The following is an 18,107-nucleotide window of genomic DNA, read 5'->3' as shown; positions in this document are numbered from 1 at the left end:
AGTTTATGGCATACGTCCTGTTAGGAAGAGGTTTTTTTTCTCGGTTTGCCGTCTGGTTTCCCGGCGGTGCCACACTATTTCTTCCATGAGAAATGGTGCCAGTGGCTACTCTTCAGGGGACTTCCACCCCATTAATTCACGCCCATGCTGGGCGTACACAAGTCGTTCGAGACGGATTTTTTGGGGCGCCGCTTCGCTCTGCCCCAAAAAACCGCTCAACTCTGCGTTAGCAGTAAAAGGAAATATATCCGTGCAAATACGACAATATGAAAATACAGATTTAGATGCAGTACTCTCGTCATGGGAAGTCGCAACTCGGTTAGCTCATCCATTTATGACCGATGAGTTTATAGCCCAAGAACGGAAAAATGTAGCAGAGATATATCTACCCAATACAGATACTTGGGTCGTACAGATCGACGGTGAAGTCAAAGGCTTCATTGCGTTGATGGGTAACGAAGTTGGAGCAATATTTCTTCAACCGGAGTTTCATGGGCAGGGGGTCGGAAAAGCACTAATGGACAAGGCGCTAGAACTTCATGGTGAGCTTGAAGTTGAAGTGTTTAAGGAAAATACAATCGGTCGTCACTTTTACTCAAGGTATGGATTTGAGCATCTGGAGGAGAAACTGCACGAGCCTACTGGCCAGCAGGTATTGCGCCTGAAATTTACTGCTAACAAGGCAATGCACCCGACAGGCGGGTGATTGCGGCGTTGGGGTGAGGCTCATCATTAACATTAATGCTATAGAGAAAATGAAACTATTAGACAAAGATCGACAAATCGCAAGGATGTTTCGTGACCGATTGAAACAGATCATTCCAGTTTTTGAACTCAAAGTATTTGGTTCCAGAGCAAGAGGGGATTTTTCAGAAGACTCGGATCTGGATATTTTTGTCAAAACCGAAAGCATGAACAACATTCTTCGTTATCAAATATCAGATTTAGCGTGGGAAGTTGGGTTTGAAAATGACCGTATTATTGGAACCTTCGTGACAACTGTAGCGGAAATACAACAAGGAGCGCAAGGAGCCAATCCGTTGATTGCGCAAATAGAAAAGGAAGGAATTGAGGTGTGAATGACGACCAACTCAGTTTATTGATACAACATCGACTTTCTCAGTCACGAGACACATTGCGAGAAGCTCATATTTTGCTGGAAAAATCAGCATATCGAGGAAGTATCAATCGTTCTTATTATGCGATGTTTTATGCGGTATCCGCATTATTGGCGACCAAGGGGTTAGGCAGTTCCAAACATAGTGGTGTGATCAGTCTCTTTGACAGGGAATTTGTCAAAACAGGTGAATTTCCCAAAGAATTATCCCGTTTTATTCACCATGCGTTTGATGAGCGTCAAAGCAGTGATTATGATGAGATGCTTGACCCCGATGAATTAAGGGCAACACAGGTATTGAGTGAGGCACAGTCTTTTGTCAGTTCTATCCAAACCTTTGTAACAGTTTCAGGTTTTGACAAACGATGAATGAAAAATCCCCCAATCGGGTAGAGGGAAGCTTTTCTCTTCCCCCTCCCCACCACCCTGCATGCGGGTCTCGCACAGGGCGGTTCACTTCAGGGTTCAAATGTGAAGAATCTCTCCACATCTAAGGGGTACTTGATGAAATCCGCCCAAGAATGCTTTTCCAGTCGGAATCAACGCATCTTGAAGGTTTCATCAGCCTTTCCTTATCTGAAATGTTCAGCCCTTCACCGTGTCTGAGCCATTACAGCCCAGCGTTTGGCTACTATGGCCTCGGCTGACTTCTGATCCCAAATTCAGGCGTTTCCGCATGAACCGGTTTCACCTTACCTCAGACGCTCTCTACAGAAAGACAAGGGAACCCGACCGAAACCTGGTCGGTCCTTGGCCTTTCTTGAGACCAATCCTTTCAGAAAACCCCCACGAGATCAGATCTCCCCAGATAAGAACGTGAACTTTCACGACACAACCGCCTCATTTACCCGATCCCGTTAGCCACAAGGTTTCATGATCTTGTGCTCACTCACCTTGGGGAAGTTGGCCTGACATGAGGTTTCTGTACGTCGGCTCGTCGCTTTGCCCAGGCTTCCTTCAGACATTCCCTCACGAGTTTGCCCTTGCCATCGGCTAGAAGTTTATGGCATACGTCCTGTTAGGAAGAGGTTTGTTTTCTCGGTTTGCCGCCTGGTTTCCCGGCGGTGCCACACTATTTCTTCCATGAGAAACGTAGCCAGTGGCTACTCTTCAGGGGACTTCCACCCCATTAATTCACGCCCATGCTGGGCGTACACAAGGCGCTGAAGCTGACGGCTACCACGGCGTGCCCTTCTCAAAATTCACAGCCAATTTTTCATTGCTTAGCTTCGGCAACAAGTTGTGTCCCGTGGCAGCCGCAGCTTAGCTCAAACGTTCTGCATTAAACACAAAAGGGAATTCATAGTGAAATCAATATATCTAACAATGAAGCGATTTATCTTATTGATTGTGGTTTTAGGAATGCATGGAGAAGTTTCATATTGTGACGAAATGAAAAAAATCCAGTGGTATACCTCTGAATTTCCTCCAGCCTTTATCAAGGAAGGAAAATTAAAAGGAACCGGTTTTGGAACTGAAACCCTTTCAATTTTGCAAGCAGGATTACCCGAATACACTCATCAGAGAAGATGGGCCTCTGTAGCCAGAATTTATGCGGATATGAAAGAAGGAAAAAATTTATGCTCTCATGTAAATGTCTCTACCCCAGAGCGTAATAAAGTTGCAATCTTCTCAAATAACATCACTACTCCTTCACTTCGTATTATCATGAGCCAACCTGTCTATCAGCAATATTTTTTCAATCAAAATAGTCTTTCGTTAGAATCGTTATTAAATGATACTCGATTCAGAATGGGTATCGCTCATGAACGATCTTATGGACTTATCGTTTCACCCATTATTGCAAAGTATCAGACACAGAAAAATGTCTTTATACGAGCCGGAACAGATTTAAGTGTTGGGTTAGTAAAAATGCTGGACTTGAATAGAATTGATTATGTCACAGAGTTCTCGTGGGTGCTCAATTATATTAAGCGAAACTCAAATTTAGAGAATTCATTTCAAGTCCTGAAAATTCAAGAAATCCAAGACTTAAAAGACCAATATATGGTTGGCGGAGTTGCCTGTACTAGAAATGCTTGGGGGAAACATGTTATTGAAAAGATAGATCAGGCTTCATTGAGAGATACCATACAAATGAGAACCAAAGTTGAAGAATGGCTCAACCCAGAAGAAATCCCGTCTTTTCGTAAGGCATGGAATATCCTCATCATTGAGCCTCTTCGCAAAAAAATCAATCAATAATGATTCGAGAATTGCAGAACAAAAAATGGAGCTTATTGAAGGGGACTCAGTTTTTTCCTTTTTACAAGTTCAGTAACACACGAAAGTTTTGAGACTTTGCTTGGGTTCTCGTCCCCCTTCAAAAGCTCATTCAGACGTTCGGCTATAACGAGTCAGGGCATTAGCGCATCAGTTATTGTGTTCATTTTGTTCTGTAAGGAGTTAAAGTGAAAAAATTTATGTTTTACATATTGATAGGGTTGGTCTTTTATTCAGGAATTGTTCCGGATGCCTATGCTGAGAAAAAAATCACATGGGTTATTTCGGATTTTCCACCTGGATACATATCAAGCGGGCCATATGCTAAGGAATCGCTCATCAATAACATTCCCAACTATAAATCTTCCTCTCCATAGCTGTGCTTTGGCTGGTTGGAGGCAAATGGGTAAGTTATTTCTGTGCGATTCCTTATTTTGGATTTCCTAAAACTGACTGGGGTAAGAAACTCAAACAAAAGGTGGATTCAATTCTCGAAAACCACAGAAACACACTAGAATTTCACTCTTTTTATGAATTTTGGTTAGATGAATCCAGTATAAAAAGATATCGGAATTATGTTAAAGAATTTTATGGTCATGCTCCTGAAAAATAGTCTTTTATGATTTTTTACATTATTCGTCCCATTTTGGAAAATTTAGATTGAAAAAATGCCGCGATATTTTGAAAGAAGATATGCTATATGATGTCAAGTTACACTTCCGTCTCAGTCAAAGATTCTATTGCGACAAAACTTTTAAAAGTTGTATTTTCCATCTATTTATTGATTGCTGTAACAGTTACTCTGGTTCATATGGGAGCGGAATACTACAAGACTAAAGACGATATTTTAAATGATTTAAAAGTATTTCACGGAACCTTTGAAGCTGGTCTTTCTCAAGCAATTTGGGATGTAAATGTATCTCAGGAGAATTTATTGTTGAATGGCATTGTAAAGCTTCCGGTTATTGTTGGAGTTAAAATTGAGACAAATGACGGAATATCAGGCGCTGGTGTCATCCTCAATCAAAAGAACGAGATGGTCTTTCTCAAAGGGGGAAGTGATTCAGTTCTGGTTGAAGAAAAAAATAAATTATTTTCAGGATTATTCTGGTATAAGTTTGATATCATATATTCCGATTTTTATGGTTCCAGAACTAAGGTTGGAGAGGGAACATTTTATTCCAGCAACAAGGTGGTATTTCAAAAAATTAAATATGGATTTCTTTTCGTTATTATTAACGCTTTTATCAAGACTATATCGCTGTGGATAATCTTCTTATATATTGGACGTATTTTACTGAGCCGCCCACTTTTCTGTCTGACTTCCGCTACAGAACAATTGAATCTGGATAATTTGGAAAATATTAATATTGATATCAAGACTTCAGGCCATAATGAATTGAAGGTACTGGAAGAAGCCTTTAACACTATGGTTTCTAAATTGCTGACTTCCAGGAATAAACTTCATGAATTCAATCAAACTCTGGAATTAAAAGTACAGGAGAGAACTCTGCAATTATCAGAAGCAAACAAGGAGTTGAGAGAAAAAAATGAGATGATAACTCAGGATTTATTAGTTGCGCAAAACATTCAAAAGCATTTATTTACTGAGTACACCAATCCTCCATATCTTAAAATCGCAACTAAATATCTTCCTCATTCCCATGTTTCCGGCGATATCTACAAAATTTATCCTTATGAAAACGAGACATATAATTTGTTTTTGGGAGACAGCACTGGACACGGTGTCGCAGCGGCATTATCCACAGTAATGGCCAATGTTCTCTTATTGGAAAAAGGGCGAGCTTCTCTAGAGCGGATTATGGAGCATCTAAATGAGGTATTTGAACAGCATTTACCAGACGACCGCTTTATGTCTGCTATTTTAGCCAACATCAATCCACAGGGAGAACTGAGAACGATAATCGCGGGACATCCTCCTTTAATTGTGATACCAGCTAACGGAAATGATCCAATCATCCTGGAAGGGAAAGGAACTCTACTTGGAATTTTTCCCAAACCAGTGTTTATGGTTCAAGAAACGAAATATAAATTGATGCACGGAGACAAAGGAATATTGTATACAGATGGAATCTATGAGAGAGAAAATTTAGATGGAAAAATATTTGGAATAGGTGGAATACGTGACTTTCTGAAGGAAAATCGAAATCATGATCTAGACTTCCTTTTGTCTCATTTGTTAGAACATGTGAATTTATATACACAGGGAAAAGAAGCGGATGATGACATTACCATTGTGGCATTTGAGTATATTCAACCATGAAACAATACCATTCAGGGTTGCGGTAGGACAGCCCATTACTGAACTGCCCCCGCGCAGATCCCTGCGTTTTGGGTTAAAGCAACTTACCTTAAAGGCAATCATTTTGCTGTATGTTCGATTTTGTCTTCTCTGTTTGCTGGCTGGTTTCCCGCCAGTGCCACAATATTCTTACCTTAGCTTCTTTGCTGTCCTTCCTTCAAGGAACTTACAGGATCTCCCAAGTTCTTCGATACATCTCTCTCAGCATGCCACGCCCTATGACGACCCCGACGGGCTCTCCAGAATCTCGCCTCTCTACGATTCCTTCTTGTTGGCTTCCAGCGTTCAAAGACTGTCGCCGACCGCTCCCATCTTTACGGGGCTGCTTTATGCTTCAGGAAGTGCGGCCTGCCCTGTGGCCTACTGATTTCCCTGTGTACGCTTCACCGATCTTGTTCAACATCTTTCCTGGTTTTCTTCTGGCGAATTTGATTAACTTTTGTTAATCTCCCAATTATTCATTAAGTATCAGGGGGATACCCACAAGACTCTCAGGTAAATGTCTCCGCCTCCGGCGCAACACTCGGTATGGGTGGCTGGCTAGACCTTACCCAATGGGGACTTGCACCCCAAAAGATGCACCAAGCTTTTCTTGGCGCTCCCGAACAATCGAATTGAGACTGACCTGTGACACTGCGCTTTTTCCAATGTTTGTGCTTAATTCCAGGTTCATCTCTTTTCCACAGTTCAGTGGCATGTCACAGGCCCCTCATTCGGGGCGTTGGGCACGCTGGACATTGTCAGTAGTTTTTGTGAAGATATTGCATGGCCTAATAATAGGCATTCATTAGAGATCCCCCAAAGTTACCCAGCCAGGGTGGGATTTTAGTCAGTGGGTTGGGAACTTAAAGTTAGCAGGAGAGACATTATGATCCAAACAGTAGAAGCCACCATTGATGAACGAGGATGCGTCCATCTGCTTGAACCTATTCAATTGTCTGGCCCTAAACGAGCGTTGGTCACCATTCTGGAACAAGACCCCATTCATCTTATTCCGGAAACAGCTTTGTTAAGTGAGGGTGTACTGGCCGAAGACTGGAATCGTCCTGAGGAGGATAGAGCATGGTCTCACTTGCAGTAGGTGACGTTGTTTTAGTGAGGTTTCCCTTTTCAGATTTATCGCAGACCAAGTTACGCCCCGCAATCGCTTTAGCTGAAGCAGGGAAAGACGATTGGATTTTATGTCAAGTCACCAGCAAGCCTTATGGAGACAAGAAGTCCATCGAACTGACTACCCCCAGTTTTGCTTCAGGATCATTGCAGGTCATCAGTTACGCCCGTCCAGGTAAATTGTTCACCGCCAATTACTCACTAATCGTTTCAAAAGTAGGTCATTTAACGGATGATGCCTTTAAGCAAGTGATTGAGGCCAACGGTAAACGCTGTTTTTACTCACTTGAAAGGTGCGCGTGACCGCGTTGATTCCCATTCCTTCGGTCAGGGCATTGATGACCATGGATATCCGGGATAGGGGCGTTTTCAAATTTTCTAACGGGGTATTTTTTTGTTTCGGAAAAATTTGTGTTAGGAATCGCTCATCAATAACATTCCCAACTATAAATCTTTCTCTCCATAGCTGTGCTTTGGCTGGTTGGAGGCAAATGGGTAAGTTATTTCTGTGCGATTCCTTACAGAGCACACAGAAAAAAAATCTTCCGTTGTTCCGATTGTGTCTGATAATCTCGACTAAAGGTGATTTCATGACTCCCGCAATAGGGACATTGCTGTTCAGTAAGTTGCATAAACTTCCTCTGAAAAATGTAACTTACTGATTTATTAATGGGAAAAAGACCAGACAAAAATACTTTACATCAAACGGAACCACTGCCAGAATCAAACCAAATCATGATGCCAACGAATGCAGAATATTGCACCGTCGACATGGAATAGTGATTAAACTATTTTTTGGAGATCTTCCGCCTCCCCATTTTCATGCTGTTTATGGAGAATATAATGCAATTTTCAATTCTGACTTTACATCAAACGGAACCACTACCGTGGGCCAATCCCATGAAAAATTTTCAGGCAGGAACTTCGTTGGCCATGACCTCTGCCCGGTCTGGATTGGCAAATCGGAGCATGACCAGAAAAAACACGCCTTCAACCAGCAACAGCATGGAGGCCAGCACATAAGGATGGCTCTGATACAGCAATCCACCCAGCGTCGCACCGGAAAAATGCCCGATAAACTGGGAAAAGTTATACACACCACTGGCTGTACCTTTGGTTTCGGGTGTGGTCATACGGGTCACAAGTGAGGGGAAAATGGGTTCAAACATATTGAATCCCATAAAAAATATGAGCAGAGTGGCGATAAACCAGCCTGTTCCGGGGTGACTCCAGCCAATCAGGAGTGTGACGGTAGAAACCATTAAAATCAGAATACCGGCCAGCATCACTTCACGGAACCTGTTTTTTACTTCTGAAACAATCGCGGCCGGAACCATGGCCAATCCTCCAAGAATCAGCATGGGCAGATAAACCATCCACAAATCTTCTCTGAGAAAGCCATGTTGTTTGAGCAACAGGGGAACCATGAAAAACATCAGGGAAAGCCCCATACCACAAACGAAAGCACCCCAGTTGATGATCTGTAGGGAAGGATTTTTCAGAACCAGTGAAATTTTGACGCGGGGATGGTCTGTAGCATGAATGATGGTGGCCGGAGTTGGAACCAGCCAGTGTAAACAGATAATTCCGCAGAGTGACAGCGCGGTTGTAAGCCAGAAAATACCATGCAGGCCAAACCAGTGTCCGAGAAAGGGCGCCAGAAAGATGGCAATCGCAAAGGACAGGCCGACACTTGCGCCAAGACCCGCATTGGCCCTGGTTCTGACCTCCGGACGGGTCAAATCAGCAATCAACGCAAAAATAGCGGCGCTGATCGCCCCCGATCCCTGAACCAGACGTGCGCCAATCATCCAGTAAATGGAGTCTGAAAGCGCCGCGATGATGCTTCCTGCCGCATAGAGCACAAGTCCAATGGTGATCAGTCGTTTTCGGCCATATTTATCACTCCAGACTCCAAACGGAATTTGAAGAATCGCCTGAGACAGCGCATAGGAACCAAAAGCCAGTCCGATCAAAAAGGGTGTAGCATGTTGTAAATCAAGCGCCAATACGCTGAATACCGGCAATACCAGAAATAGTCCGCACATTCGGAAAAACAGAATGAGGCTGAGGCCAATAATACTTTTTTTTTCAAGAGAGGTAAAAACAGGTCCTTTGGACTTTTTACGCATGCCATTCCTATGGATTTGAAAGATTGAAGGAAATTAGATCACCAGAACTCAGCCATTTACCGGGAGATGATACAGCATCAGATACACCAGCACACCGCTCACAGATACATACAGCCAGACAGGATACGCCCAATGAACCATTTTGATGTGCCTGGAACGCTGGTCTTTAAACGCAAAATAAACAGCCAGAGCAATCATTGGTAACTGCATGGCGGCAAGCAGAATATGTGGAATCAGAATAAGGAAATACAAGGTTCGAATCCATCCTTGCCCTTGAAAAGGGACAGAGCCGACTTCCATATGATAAATGGTGTAAAACAACAGAAACAATCCTGAAACACCAAGGGCTGAAAGCATCAATTTCCGATGTTTCTGTTCGTCTCGTGCTCGAATGGCTTGATATGCCATGAGCAGTAAAACTGTCGCGACACTGTTCAGGCAGGCATTGACAGTTGGGAGCCAGTTAATCCAGGGGGTCATGTATTCCTTTCACCAGACAAAAACTCAATAAACCAATCACCGTGGCCGCAATCCCTGTGTGTAGCGCGGAAATCGGAACTGGAACCCGAAACACAGCGTTCATGGCTCCTACCATGATTTCCAGAGGAATCAGCAGCGCAATGCCCAGCATCGCTCCGCGCACCGATTTGTTCCTGTATTTTCTGAACAGAAGGAAGGACTGGATCATAATAGCCAACCCTCCGGCAATCGCCAATAAACGATGTAGCATATGAACCCACTCATTGTTCGTTTCCGGCATGAATTGTCCTTCCAGTTCTGTGGGGGGACCGGGAAAAACCTGATCTTTATACGTCTGGTAACTCATACTGAAAGAAAACTCGCTGCCATGATGACAGCCGGGGAAAGCCTCACAGGCATATCCGGAATAGGTGGTACTGTTGACACCTCCGGAGCCGATGATCACGAAAAATAAAACCAACATCCATTGGGCATTGCGGGATAACGAAGTGAAGGGGCGCGCAGTGGGCAACGACTGTCCTGTCACTTCGCAGTGATGTTGTTTGAACGAAAGCCATGTGATATACACCAGCAGGGCGAACAGCAGGTTTCCGCCAATCAGGTGCATGGAAACCACCGGTGGCCATAGGCGCATGGTGACAGTGAGTCCGCCAAGGATTCCCTGAATGATGACCAGAAACAATGCCAGCAGACACATTTTGCGATAGGTTCTGTATTTTTCCATGCGATACGACAACATGACCAGACCGATGATGGCCATTCCAAGGATGGTCGCGATAAAACGGTGCCCAACCTCCAGGGCGATTTCAAGACCGGGAGGAGGTACGAGTTGTCCGTAACACAAGGGCCAGTCCGGACAGGCGAGTCCCGCACCATGTAAACGGACGATCGCGCCAAATGAAATCAGTGGCCAGGTCAGAACGGACGCAACCAGACTGATCCATTGAAACAAGGGGAATGGGATATTTTTATTGAGGTGTTGCATGAGGTACCAATAAACCGGTTTTCAGGAAAAGGGCCAGAACCAGGGGATCAAGCCCAGAACAATAACGAGTGTCAGAAGTTTTAACGGGAATCCAAGAGCCAGATAGTCTCGCATTTTATAGTTTCCCGGACCATACACAATCAAATTGGTCTGGTAACCGAAGGGTGTGATAAAGGCGAGTGACGCAACGACGGCGATTGCTATCGCAAAAGGTCGCGGATCAACATTCAGCACTGAAGCACTTGCCATTCCCACAGGAAACATGAGGGCGGCGGCAGCGTTGTTGGTGACAAATTCTGTAAAGAGCGCGGTCAGCACCATGATGATTCCCAGTACAAGAACAGGATGGGGCGTTCCAATCAACCCCATAATCCCACTCGCCAGCATTTGTGCCAGTCCACTGGATTCAATAGCTTTGCCTACGCCAAAAGCGGATGCGATCATCACCAGAATGCCAAATTCCTTGAAAAGTGCTTCTTTGGCTTCATTCAATGACAGACATCCCGAGATGATCATGGCCGCCGCGGCCAGAAACGAACCATGCAGAACCGGTAGCACGCCGGTGGTCAACGCAATCAGCAGCACCACGACAATGCCCAGAGACATGAGCGTGAAGCGTGAAGGTTTTTCGGGTTTTCCATCGGCTTTGGCAACGAGCAGAAAATCCGTCGAATATTTCCATTCCGTATAAAAATCCTTGGTGGCCTGCACCATCAGGACATCGCCGGGTCTGAAAATAATGTCGCCCAGTTTGGCGTGTATCACAGTGCCGGGGCGGTGCACCGCAATCACGGCCGCATTGTAACGGGAGCGAAAGTGAACATCTCTTAAATTGTTATCGACCAGTGGTGAGGTGTAGGAGAGAACCACTTCAAACAGTTCAAGATTGGAATGCTGTTTTTCCTGATTAAAAAATTCCTGATAGGCGGGAACAATACCGGGAATTTGCTGAATCTGGGGCAGCGTTTCAACTTTTCCCACAAAAATCAGACGGTCTCCGGCAAACAGATGTTCACGAGGAGAGACAGGACCAATGAATTCATGTTCTCGTTCAATATTGGTCAGAAACAATCCTTCCAGATGCCGCAACCCCGCGTCTTCAATGCTCTTGCCCACCAGTTTGCATTCGGCGGTAACAATCACATCGCAAATATATTGTTTCTGCGTTTCCATGACCCGGGATACCAGATCGGATTGTCCTTTTAAAATATAGCGACTGGACAACACCAGATACAACCACCCGGCCATTGTGATGGGAACACCCACCCATGCGAGTTCAAACAAGGACATTCCCTGAAGCTGATGGTTCTGCATCAACCCGTCTATCATCAGATTGGTGGAGGTTCCAATGAGAGAACAGGTTCCACCCAGAATTGCCATGTATGACAATGGAAGCAAAAAATAGGATGTCTGAAATTTTCGACGTTTTGCCCAGTCCAGCACTGCTGGAACCAACACTGTCACCACTGTTGTGTTGTTCATGAACACAGAACTGGCTCCGGCAATACCAAAAATCCGCCCCATGGCAATGAATATTGATTTTCCACGGCCAAAAAGACCATTTGACAGCACACTCAACGCATTGGTGCGTTCCAGTCCGGCGCCTACGACAAACATCGCGGCCACAGTCAACATGGAGGAATTGGCGAACCCCGCCAGAGCTTCTTCCGTAGTAACAATTCCTGAGACCATGAAAAACAGCATGGCACCGAACATCAGGACAGCAGGAGTGCTGACTTCTCTGATGAGGCCGATGATGAGCACTATTAAAACAATCAGGGTAATAAGGGATATCCACATAATTTCATGACTCTCTGCTTGAGTGAAGCGCGGAACGGTAATGGGGTTTCATGAGAATCTCAAGTTAATCTGACAGTTCTTTGCCGCATGTGTTTCATTGATTATGCGACCGTTGTAATTTCCGGGGTTGCACACAGGTTCGCCCCTACAATTTGTGGCCGAAAATATGACAAACCCCGTCAACCTCAACGGCTCGCTGTTGTTCCATAAAGTGGATCATGTGTGTCAGCATTTCATTGCAGGGACAATGAGTGTATATTTTTTCAGCCTCCCGCAGGACATAGCCATTCAGATAATCGATTTCGGTCATGCGTCCCTGCTGGATGTCCTGAAACATCGAGGAATAATTGGTTGCTGTAGTCGTGCAAACGCGTTCAACAAGCAGGCTCATCTCGCCTAAAGAGAGAGAAATTGAGGCGGCCTGCGCGACGGGCAGAATTTCCAAACAAATGCTGCGGATCAGACTTGGCCCCTGAGGATGTGCCAGTAAATCCCCATTGCGGCAACCCAAGATGGCGGTTAAGGGATTGACGCAACAATTTACAATAAGTTTTTTCCAGAGACGGAGTTGAATGTTTGTATCCCACTGCACCAGGAGTTCTGTGTTATAAAGCGCTTTGAGTAATTCCTGCTGGTCAGGACCCAGTCTGTCAGAACAGCCGAGCCAGCATTCTCCCATTCCGGCATGGATGACATGATACCGCTCAGGTTGATAGGCACCATGAGTGATGCTGGCAAGAACAGGATTCAGTTGGTTGAACTCCTTGCGTAATTGTTCTTCAGTTCCCATACCGTTCTGCGCCAGAATCACCAGACTTTCTGCTGACAGATGTGAGGACACATCCTGCATCGCGGCCAATGTCTGGTGTGCTTTAACCGCAATGATCAGGCGTGAAAGGCAAGGTGGGAGCATGGTTGCTGTGATAGCCTTTACCGGGAGCAAAACCCGGTGATCCTCTTTTTCAAAAAGAATTCCTCCATTTTTTTTAATATGCTCAAGTTGAGATTGATATTTCAGGATCAACGTGACAGATTCACCGCTCTGGAGCAGACTGGACGCCAAGAGCAAGCCAATAGAACCTGCGCCGAGAATATACCAGTCGCTGTCCTTGACGGGTGTATTTGTTTGTTGAGACATGATTCCTTTCAGAATGCTCGTTGACTTATTGGGAAAAATCAGGAAAAAACTGGATAGATCTCATTTTTATAAGTCAGTAACCTCTATTCACACATATTTCAATGCCATCTGTTAAAACCGGAAAAACCTTCCGTATTCAATTATCTGAGTTACATGTCGTGGTCCTGTGTGTTTTGGGATGCACGTGTCTGGTCATCAGTTTCTATATGGGACTTGTCACCGGCAAGAGTTTGCGTGATCCCGCAGAGTTGAGTGTTTCACAGAATGTGGGGATTACTCAGCAGCCTGAAAAGCTGTCCAATGAGGATCTATCCTTTTTTGAGATGGATGACGCAAAAATTGGTTCCAGTGAAACGGAGGATCTGACAAACCTCAAGGCTCGTGCCAAACAATTGCAGGACACCACCCGGGAAATAACCGGAGAACAACCGGCAGAGGCTATTGTGGTGGCTACGGGTGTTAAGGGCGGTGATTCATTGAATCCTTCCGGGGATGTGAAAAAAGACACACCACCAGCCAAAACGACGGCACCCGCAAAAGAACAGGTGGAGCCCCCCCCTGTCTCGCAACAGGCAGCCACCCAGGCTGTTGTTTCGGATGGTTCGCAATACACCGTTCAGGTGTTTACCTCCAGTAGCAGAGAAACCGCTGAAAAGCTTGTTGAAAAGCTGAAACAGAGTGGTTATGCCAATGCGTTTATCCATACTTTTGCTTCCGATAAAACTAAACTTTATCGTGTTCGTGTCGGTCGAATGGATAAAACCTCCGCAGAGACGTTGGCCTTCAAATTGCGTAAGTTGGACTATATTGATTCTGTACAGGTAACCCGAATATAAGTAAGTTCAGGAGTAAATTATGATCCGTGTGAATAAAAAACAGAAAGAGTTGCTATGCAGTCCGGAGGTTTCTCTGGAGGCTGCCGCTCTGGAAAAACTGGAAAAGCCGATAATGCAGGCACTCAGTGAAAAAAACTGGAAAACGTTCAAAATGAATCTCGAAAAAGTAACCGACATTGATGCGGATGGCCTCATTTTTATGCTATCGTTGTGGAAATCAGTGCAGAATTCAAAAAGAAATTTTGAAATTGTAAATTGTTCTGACCAGCTTCAAAAGCTGTTTGATGCCATACATCTTGTTGAACAATTTTCTGTAGAAGGTGTTTATGTTAAGTGATGCCGAGATGATGAATGGCTTCATTGAAGAAGCCCAGGAACACATGGCCATGATTGAGTCAGGTCTGCTCAAGATCGAACGGGATCCGGAGGATCATGACAATATCAATCAACTCTTCCGCAGCGTTCACACCATTAAAGGCGGCGCTGGTTTTTTTGGTCTCGACAAGATTACCCAGATCGCGCATGCGATGGAAAGTCTGCTTTCCAAAGCGCGGGAAAATCTCATCACCATCACGTCTGAACATACGGACATGCTGCTTGCGGGATATGATTTGCTGTCACAGATGTTGGGAAATCCTCAGAATCTGGACGCGGTGAATATTCAGGAAGTACATCGCCGCCTTGAACAGTTGGGCAGTCTCAATCCAGCAACGCCGGCACCTGCGAAAAAATCCGTCCAACCCATCGTTGTCGCGCCTGAAAAAATTCCGGAAAAAGAACCCGAAGTTGAAACAAGACCCTTTGCCCTCACGATCAGGCTGACAGAGTCCATGTGGGAAGGTGTTATGGGCGAAGGGCTGAATCTGTATGGTGTTCGGATATCTTTGAAAGATCATCTGAACCAATCAAGAATGTCTATAGCTGAATATATCAATGAAATTCAAGGGTTCGGGAAAATTGTCAACTTCCAGTTTGACGTGGTCAATATTCCAGCGTTTCCTCCGGAAACAGCCACTGATATCAGCGCGGTTTTCCTGTTTTCTTCCATTCTCGATAGTGATGTCGTCAGTGAAGGTCTCAGAATTCAATCGGGAAATACATGCCAGATCAATACCGGTGAAATGCAGGACTGGTTCACCAATGAAACGGATGCGTTTTTGTTGTTTCAACAGAGTGACAACGAATTGAAATATACGGCCTACAACGAAATGCCCCTGCTGGAATCACAAGCGACCGAGGAGGAGCCTGCAGAGCCAGCGAAACAGGCTGTTCCTGCGACACCGGCCGTCAACACAACTCAGTTGACACCTTCCGAACCAGCGTCCTCACCAGCGGTGGCAAAGGCTCCCGTCACACCGGTAAAAGATCCGGGCGCCGCGCAGGCAAAAGCCAGCGGAAAAATTGATGAAACCATTCGTGTCAGTGTGTCCCGGTTGAACAAACTGGTCGATCTGGCAGGCGAACTGGTTCTCGCCAGAAATCAAATTTTAAGATTGAGTGAACCCATTGTGAAGCAGATCAATGGTTTGAGCAGTGTTTTGCAGAATTTCAACATGGTGACAACAGAGCTTCAGGAAGAAATCATGAATACCCGGATGCAACCAATAGGCATGGTTTTCGGGAAATTTCCAAGGATGATCCGTGAATTGTCGCAGCAGTTGAATAAAAAAATACAACTGGTTACGGAAGGCAATGATGTGGAATTGGATAAAACCATCATTGAGTCACTGTCTGATCCAATGACACATATCATTCGCAATACCGCAGATCATGGTATTGAACTTCCGGAAGTCCGGTTGAAGAAAAACAAACCGGAACAGGGCACAGTGAAAATGAAGGCCTATCATGAAAGCGGCCAGGTGATTGTTCAGGTGATGGATGATGGAAAAGGCATTGATGTGGCTGTGATTGTCCAGAAGGCTGTTGAAAAAGGCGTCATTACCGCTGAAATGGTTCCCAATATGTCTGATAAGGACAAATTGAACCTGGTGTTTGCGCCAGGCTTTTCAACCGCGGAAAAAGTATCCTCTGTTTCGGGACGCGGTGTGGGAATGGATGTGGTCAAAAGCAACATTGAACAACTAGGCGGCACCGTTGAAGTTTCTTCAGAAAAGGGCAAAGGCACAACCTTGACCATGACCTTGCCGTTGACCATGGCGATTGTTTCCTGCCTGATCGTCAAAGCCAACAATCAGCGCTTTGCGATTCCACAGGTGAGTATCGAAGAACTGGTGATGCTCAAACCTCAGGATCATCAGACCATGATTGGCGAAGTACAAGGGAATGCCGTGCTCAGGCTGCGTGGCAAGTTGTTGCCGTTGCTGTCGCTTACCCGGGGACTGGGGTATGCGGAAGAACCACGGAATGAGGAAGCCAGTCTCAGGATTCTGATTGTCAAAATCGGTTCCAGTCGGGTTGGTGTGATTGTGGATGAAGTGCTGGGCAGTGAAGAAATCGTCGTCAAGCCCATGCCTGAATACCTCAAACATCTCCGGTATTTTTCCGGAGCCACCATTCTGGGGGATGGCGCAATTTCACTGATCATGGATATTCCGGGGTTTGTAGAAAAAAATCAGTTGCTGTCATCCGATCAATTGACTGAAGACAAACTGTATGAAGACGCCGCGCATAAAGAAATGGAAACCCAGTCGATTCTGATTTTTGACAATGGTTCCGAAGAACAGTTTGGCCTGGCAATTCCGCTTATTCGCAGGATTGATGATATTGAAATCACGGATATCCAGCATATTGGCGACAAGGAATATATTGAGTATCGGGGAGAACAGATGCGCATTCTGCGTCTGGAAGACTACCTGCCGATTCAGCAACCCAAAAAACGAGTGGACAATCCCAATATCATCATCCCCAAACAATCCGCAATTCCTATTGGTATTTTAATCAACAGGGTGATTGATACCAAAAATCTGCATATTCATCTGGAAAAAGGCAGTATCAAACATCATGGCATCATTGGAACAACCCTGATTGATCGCAAAATCACCCTGATTCTGGATTTGTACGCTGTGCTGGAAATGGGTGAACCGGAAAGTGTGGTGGTGAAAAAAATGGATAAATTCAGTGATAAAAAAGTGTTGCTGGTTGAAGACACCCCCTTTTTTCTGACCATTGTGACCGACTATCTCAAAACAGCCGGGTTTCATGTCGTGACAGCAACGAATGGTAAAGAAGCTCTTGAAATTCTTGCGAAACAAACCTTTGATCTGGTGTTGAGTGATATTGAGATGCCTGTCATGAACGGTCTGGAACTGATAAAAAATATCAGGGCAAATCCAAACTGGCAGAGGTTGCCTGTGCTTGCGCTGACTTCCATCAATGACGCCAATATTGTCAACCTTGGCAAGGAAGCAGGTTTCAATGAATGGCTGGTCAAGCTGGATAAGGAAAATATCTATTCTCAATTGATTAAATACGTATAACCCCCCGATCAGTGACGTGCTTATGCCTCAAATTGCCACCTTCTATATTGGAAAAACCATCTTTGGAATTGATATTCTGCTGACCAAAGAAATTGGAAAAATTCATGATATCACGCCTGTACCGGAATCATCGGAGTATATCCTGGGACTGATGAACCTGCGTGGACAGATTCTGACCATCATGGATCCGCGTTTCTTTCTTTCAGACCGGCAAACTCCTGCTCTGGAAGACCGCAGACTGATTATTTTCAAAACAGAAGCTGAAATGGAATCTTTGCGAATCCAGAAATTCAGCCAACTCAAAACGCAGGTTCACGATCCAATGGCCATTGTCATTGATAAAATGGGGGATGTATTGAATATCAATTCAGACGAAATCACGTCTCCCCCCTCCAATTTATCAGGCATCAAACGTGAATTTGTCTATGGTGTGATTCAGCGTGAAAAACAACTGGTCATCCTGCTGGATATCAATCAACTGGTGAAAATGTGTTTTGTGGTCAAGGCTAATTCCAACAAGTGATGC

General features: G+C 44.9%; 16 protein-coding genes. 11 read left to right on the top strand and 5 right to left on the bottom strand.

What is annotated here, in order from left to right:
- Positions 1-244: 244 nt before the first annotated feature.
- The 7 genes from HQM11_01545 to HQM11_01515 all read left to right on the top strand — a co-directional run bounded on the left by HQM11_01545 (position 245) and on the right by HQM11_01515 (position 7,076).
- A complete protein-coding gene (locus tag HQM11_01545) occupies positions 245-706 on the top strand; it encodes a GNAT family N-acetyltransferase (GenBank protein ID MBF0349682.1) in 462 nt (153 codons plus the stop codon).
- A gap of 49 nt (positions 707-755) precedes the next feature.
- Positions 756-1,079, top strand: coding sequence for a nucleotidyltransferase domain-containing protein (locus HQM11_01540; protein ID MBF0349681.1), 324 nt, complete (start codon positions 756-758; stop codon positions 1,077-1,079).
- Complete coding sequence (locus HQM11_01535) at positions 1,076-1,486, top strand: HEPN domain-containing protein (protein MBF0349680.1); 411 nt, start codon at positions 1,076-1,078, stop codon at positions 1,484-1,486. The genes HQM11_01540 and HQM11_01535 overlap by 4 nt, the downstream gene beginning before the upstream one ends.
- 936 nt (positions 1,487-2,422) lie before the next feature.
- On the top strand, positions 2,423-3,322 hold the full coding sequence (locus HQM11_01530; protein ID MBF0349679.1) for a TIGR02285 family protein: 900 nt from the start codon (positions 2,423-2,425) through the stop codon (positions 3,320-3,322).
- Between the two features lie 718 nt (positions 3,323-4,040).
- A complete protein-coding gene (locus tag HQM11_01525; GenBank protein ID MBF0349678.1) occupies positions 4,041-5,624 on the top strand; it encodes a SpoIIE family protein phosphatase in 1,584 nt (527 codons plus the stop codon).
- Positions 5,625-6,531: 907 nt separating this feature from the next.
- The gene (locus HQM11_01520) at positions 6,532-6,744 is read left to right on the top strand and encodes a hypothetical protein (protein MBF0349677.1); all 213 of its coding nucleotides are present in this window, start codon (positions 6,532-6,534) and stop codon (positions 6,742-6,744) included.
- A complete protein-coding gene (locus HQM11_01515; protein ID MBF0349676.1) occupies positions 6,726-7,076 on the top strand; it encodes a type II toxin-antitoxin system PemK/MazF family toxin in 351 nt (116 codons plus the stop codon). Before HQM11_01520 ends, HQM11_01515 begins: the two co-directional genes overlap by 19 nt.
- Before the next feature lie 608 nt (positions 7,077-7,684).
- On the opposite strand, the gene HQM11_01510 is transcribed toward HQM11_01515, so the two are convergent.
- From HQM11_01510 to HQM11_01490, 5 genes are all read right to left on the bottom strand, one after another.
- Positions 7,685-8,905, bottom strand: coding sequence for an MFS transporter (locus HQM11_01510; GenBank protein ID MBF0349675.1), 1,221 nt, complete (start codon positions 8,903-8,905; stop codon positions 7,685-7,687).
- Positions 8,906-8,953: 48 nt separating this feature from the next.
- Positions 8,954-9,385: a DUF420 domain-containing protein gene (locus HQM11_01505; protein MBF0349674.1), complete on the bottom strand. Its 432-nt coding sequence runs from the start codon at positions 9,383-9,385 to the stop codon at positions 8,954-8,956.
- Entirely contained in the window at positions 9,369-10,370 is a 1,002-nt protein-coding gene (locus tag HQM11_01500; GenBank protein ID MBF0349673.1) for a COX15/CtaA family protein, read from the bottom strand. The genes HQM11_01505 and HQM11_01500 overlap by 17 nt, the downstream gene beginning before the upstream one ends.
- Positions 10,371-10,391: 21 nt before the next feature.
- Entirely contained in the window at positions 10,392-12,170 is a 1,779-nt protein-coding gene (locus HQM11_01495) for an SLC13 family permease (protein ID MBF0349672.1), read from the bottom strand.
- A 145-nt stretch (positions 12,171-12,315) separates the two neighbouring features.
- Positions 12,316-13,308: a 2-dehydropantoate 2-reductase gene (locus tag HQM11_01490; protein MBF0349671.1), complete on the bottom strand. Its 993-nt coding sequence runs from the start codon at positions 13,306-13,308 to the stop codon at positions 12,316-12,318.
- Positions 13,309-13,409: 101 nt separating this feature from the next.
- Between HQM11_01490 and HQM11_01485 the strand changes: the two genes are divergently transcribed.
- From HQM11_01485 to HQM11_01470, 4 genes are read left to right on the top strand one after another with little or no spacing between them, the layout of a single operon-like run.
- The gene (locus HQM11_01485; GenBank protein MBF0349670.1) at positions 13,410-14,144 is read left to right on the top strand and encodes an SPOR domain-containing protein; all 735 of its coding nucleotides are present in this window, start codon (positions 13,410-13,412) and stop codon (positions 14,142-14,144) included.
- Positions 14,145-14,163: 19 nt separating this feature from the next.
- On the top strand, positions 14,164-14,481 hold the full coding sequence (locus HQM11_01480) for an STAS domain-containing protein (protein MBF0349669.1): 318 nt from the start codon (positions 14,164-14,166) through the stop codon (positions 14,479-14,481).
- Positions 14,471-17,581 carry a chemotaxis protein CheW gene (locus HQM11_01475; protein ID MBF0349668.1) on the top strand — a complete coding sequence of 1,037 codons (3,111 nt, stop codon included), beginning with the start codon at positions 14,471-14,473 and terminating at the stop codon, positions 17,579-17,581. Before HQM11_01480 ends, HQM11_01475 begins: the two co-directional genes overlap by 11 nt.
- A 22-nt stretch (positions 17,582-17,603) precedes the next feature.
- On the top strand, positions 17,604-18,104 hold the full coding sequence (locus tag HQM11_01470) for a purine-binding chemotaxis protein CheW (GenBank protein ID MBF0349667.1): 501 nt from the start codon (positions 17,604-17,606) through the stop codon (positions 18,102-18,104).
- Positions 18,105-18,107: the final 3 nt, after the last annotated feature.

This window comes from SAR324 cluster bacterium, from assembly GCA_015232315.1.
Taxonomy (GTDB): domain Bacteria; phylum SAR324; class SAR324; order SAR324; family NAC60-12; genus JADFZZ01.
Note: the sequence above shows the minus strand (reverse complement) of the source record. Positions and strands in the feature narration are given on the sequence as shown.

Bases quoted from the DNA above. Each gene is read 5' to 3' on its own strand.
- HQM11_01540 (MBF0349681.1), top strand. From the start codon at position 756: ATGAAACTATTAGACAAAGATCGACAAATCGCAAGGATGTTTCGTGAC.
- HQM11_01525 (MBF0349678.1), top strand. From the start codon at position 4,041: ATGATGTCAAGTTACACTTCCGTCTCAGTCAAAGATTCTATTGCGACA.
- HQM11_01520 (MBF0349677.1), top strand. From the start codon at position 6,532: ATGATCCAAACAGTAGAAGCCACCATTGATGAACGAGGATGCGTCCAT.
- HQM11_01515 (MBF0349676.1), top strand. From the start codon at position 6,726: ATGGTCTCACTTGCAGTAGGTGACGTTGTTTTAGTGAGGTTTCCCTTT.
- HQM11_01510 (MBF0349675.1), bottom strand. From the start codon at position 8,905: ATGCGTAAAAAGTCCAAAGGACCTGTTTTTACCTCTCTTGAAAAAAAA.
- HQM11_01505 (MBF0349674.1), bottom strand. From the start codon at position 9,385: ATGACCCCCTGGATTAACTGGCTCCCAACTGTCAATGCCTGCCTGAAC.
- HQM11_01500 (MBF0349673.1), bottom strand. From the start codon at position 10,370: ATGCAACACCTCAATAAAAATATCCCATTCCCCTTGTTTCAATGGATC.
- HQM11_01495 (MBF0349672.1), bottom strand. From the start codon at position 12,170: ATGTGGATATCCCTTATTACCCTGATTGTTTTAATAGTGCTCATCATC.
- HQM11_01490 (MBF0349671.1), bottom strand. From the start codon at position 13,308: ATGTCTCAACAAACAAATACACCCGTCAAGGACAGCGACTGGTATATT.
- HQM11_01485 (MBF0349670.1), top strand. From the start codon at position 13,410: ATGCCATCTGTTAAAACCGGAAAAACCTTCCGTATTCAATTATCTGAG.
- HQM11_01480 (MBF0349669.1), top strand. From the start codon at position 14,164: ATGATCCGTGTGAATAAAAAACAGAAAGAGTTGCTATGCAGTCCGGAG.
- HQM11_01475 (MBF0349668.1), top strand. From the start codon at position 14,471: ATGTTAAGTGATGCCGAGATGATGAATGGCTTCATTGAAGAAGCCCAG.
- HQM11_01470 (MBF0349667.1), top strand. From the start codon at position 17,604: ATGCCTCAAATTGCCACCTTCTATATTGGAAAAACCATCTTTGGAATT.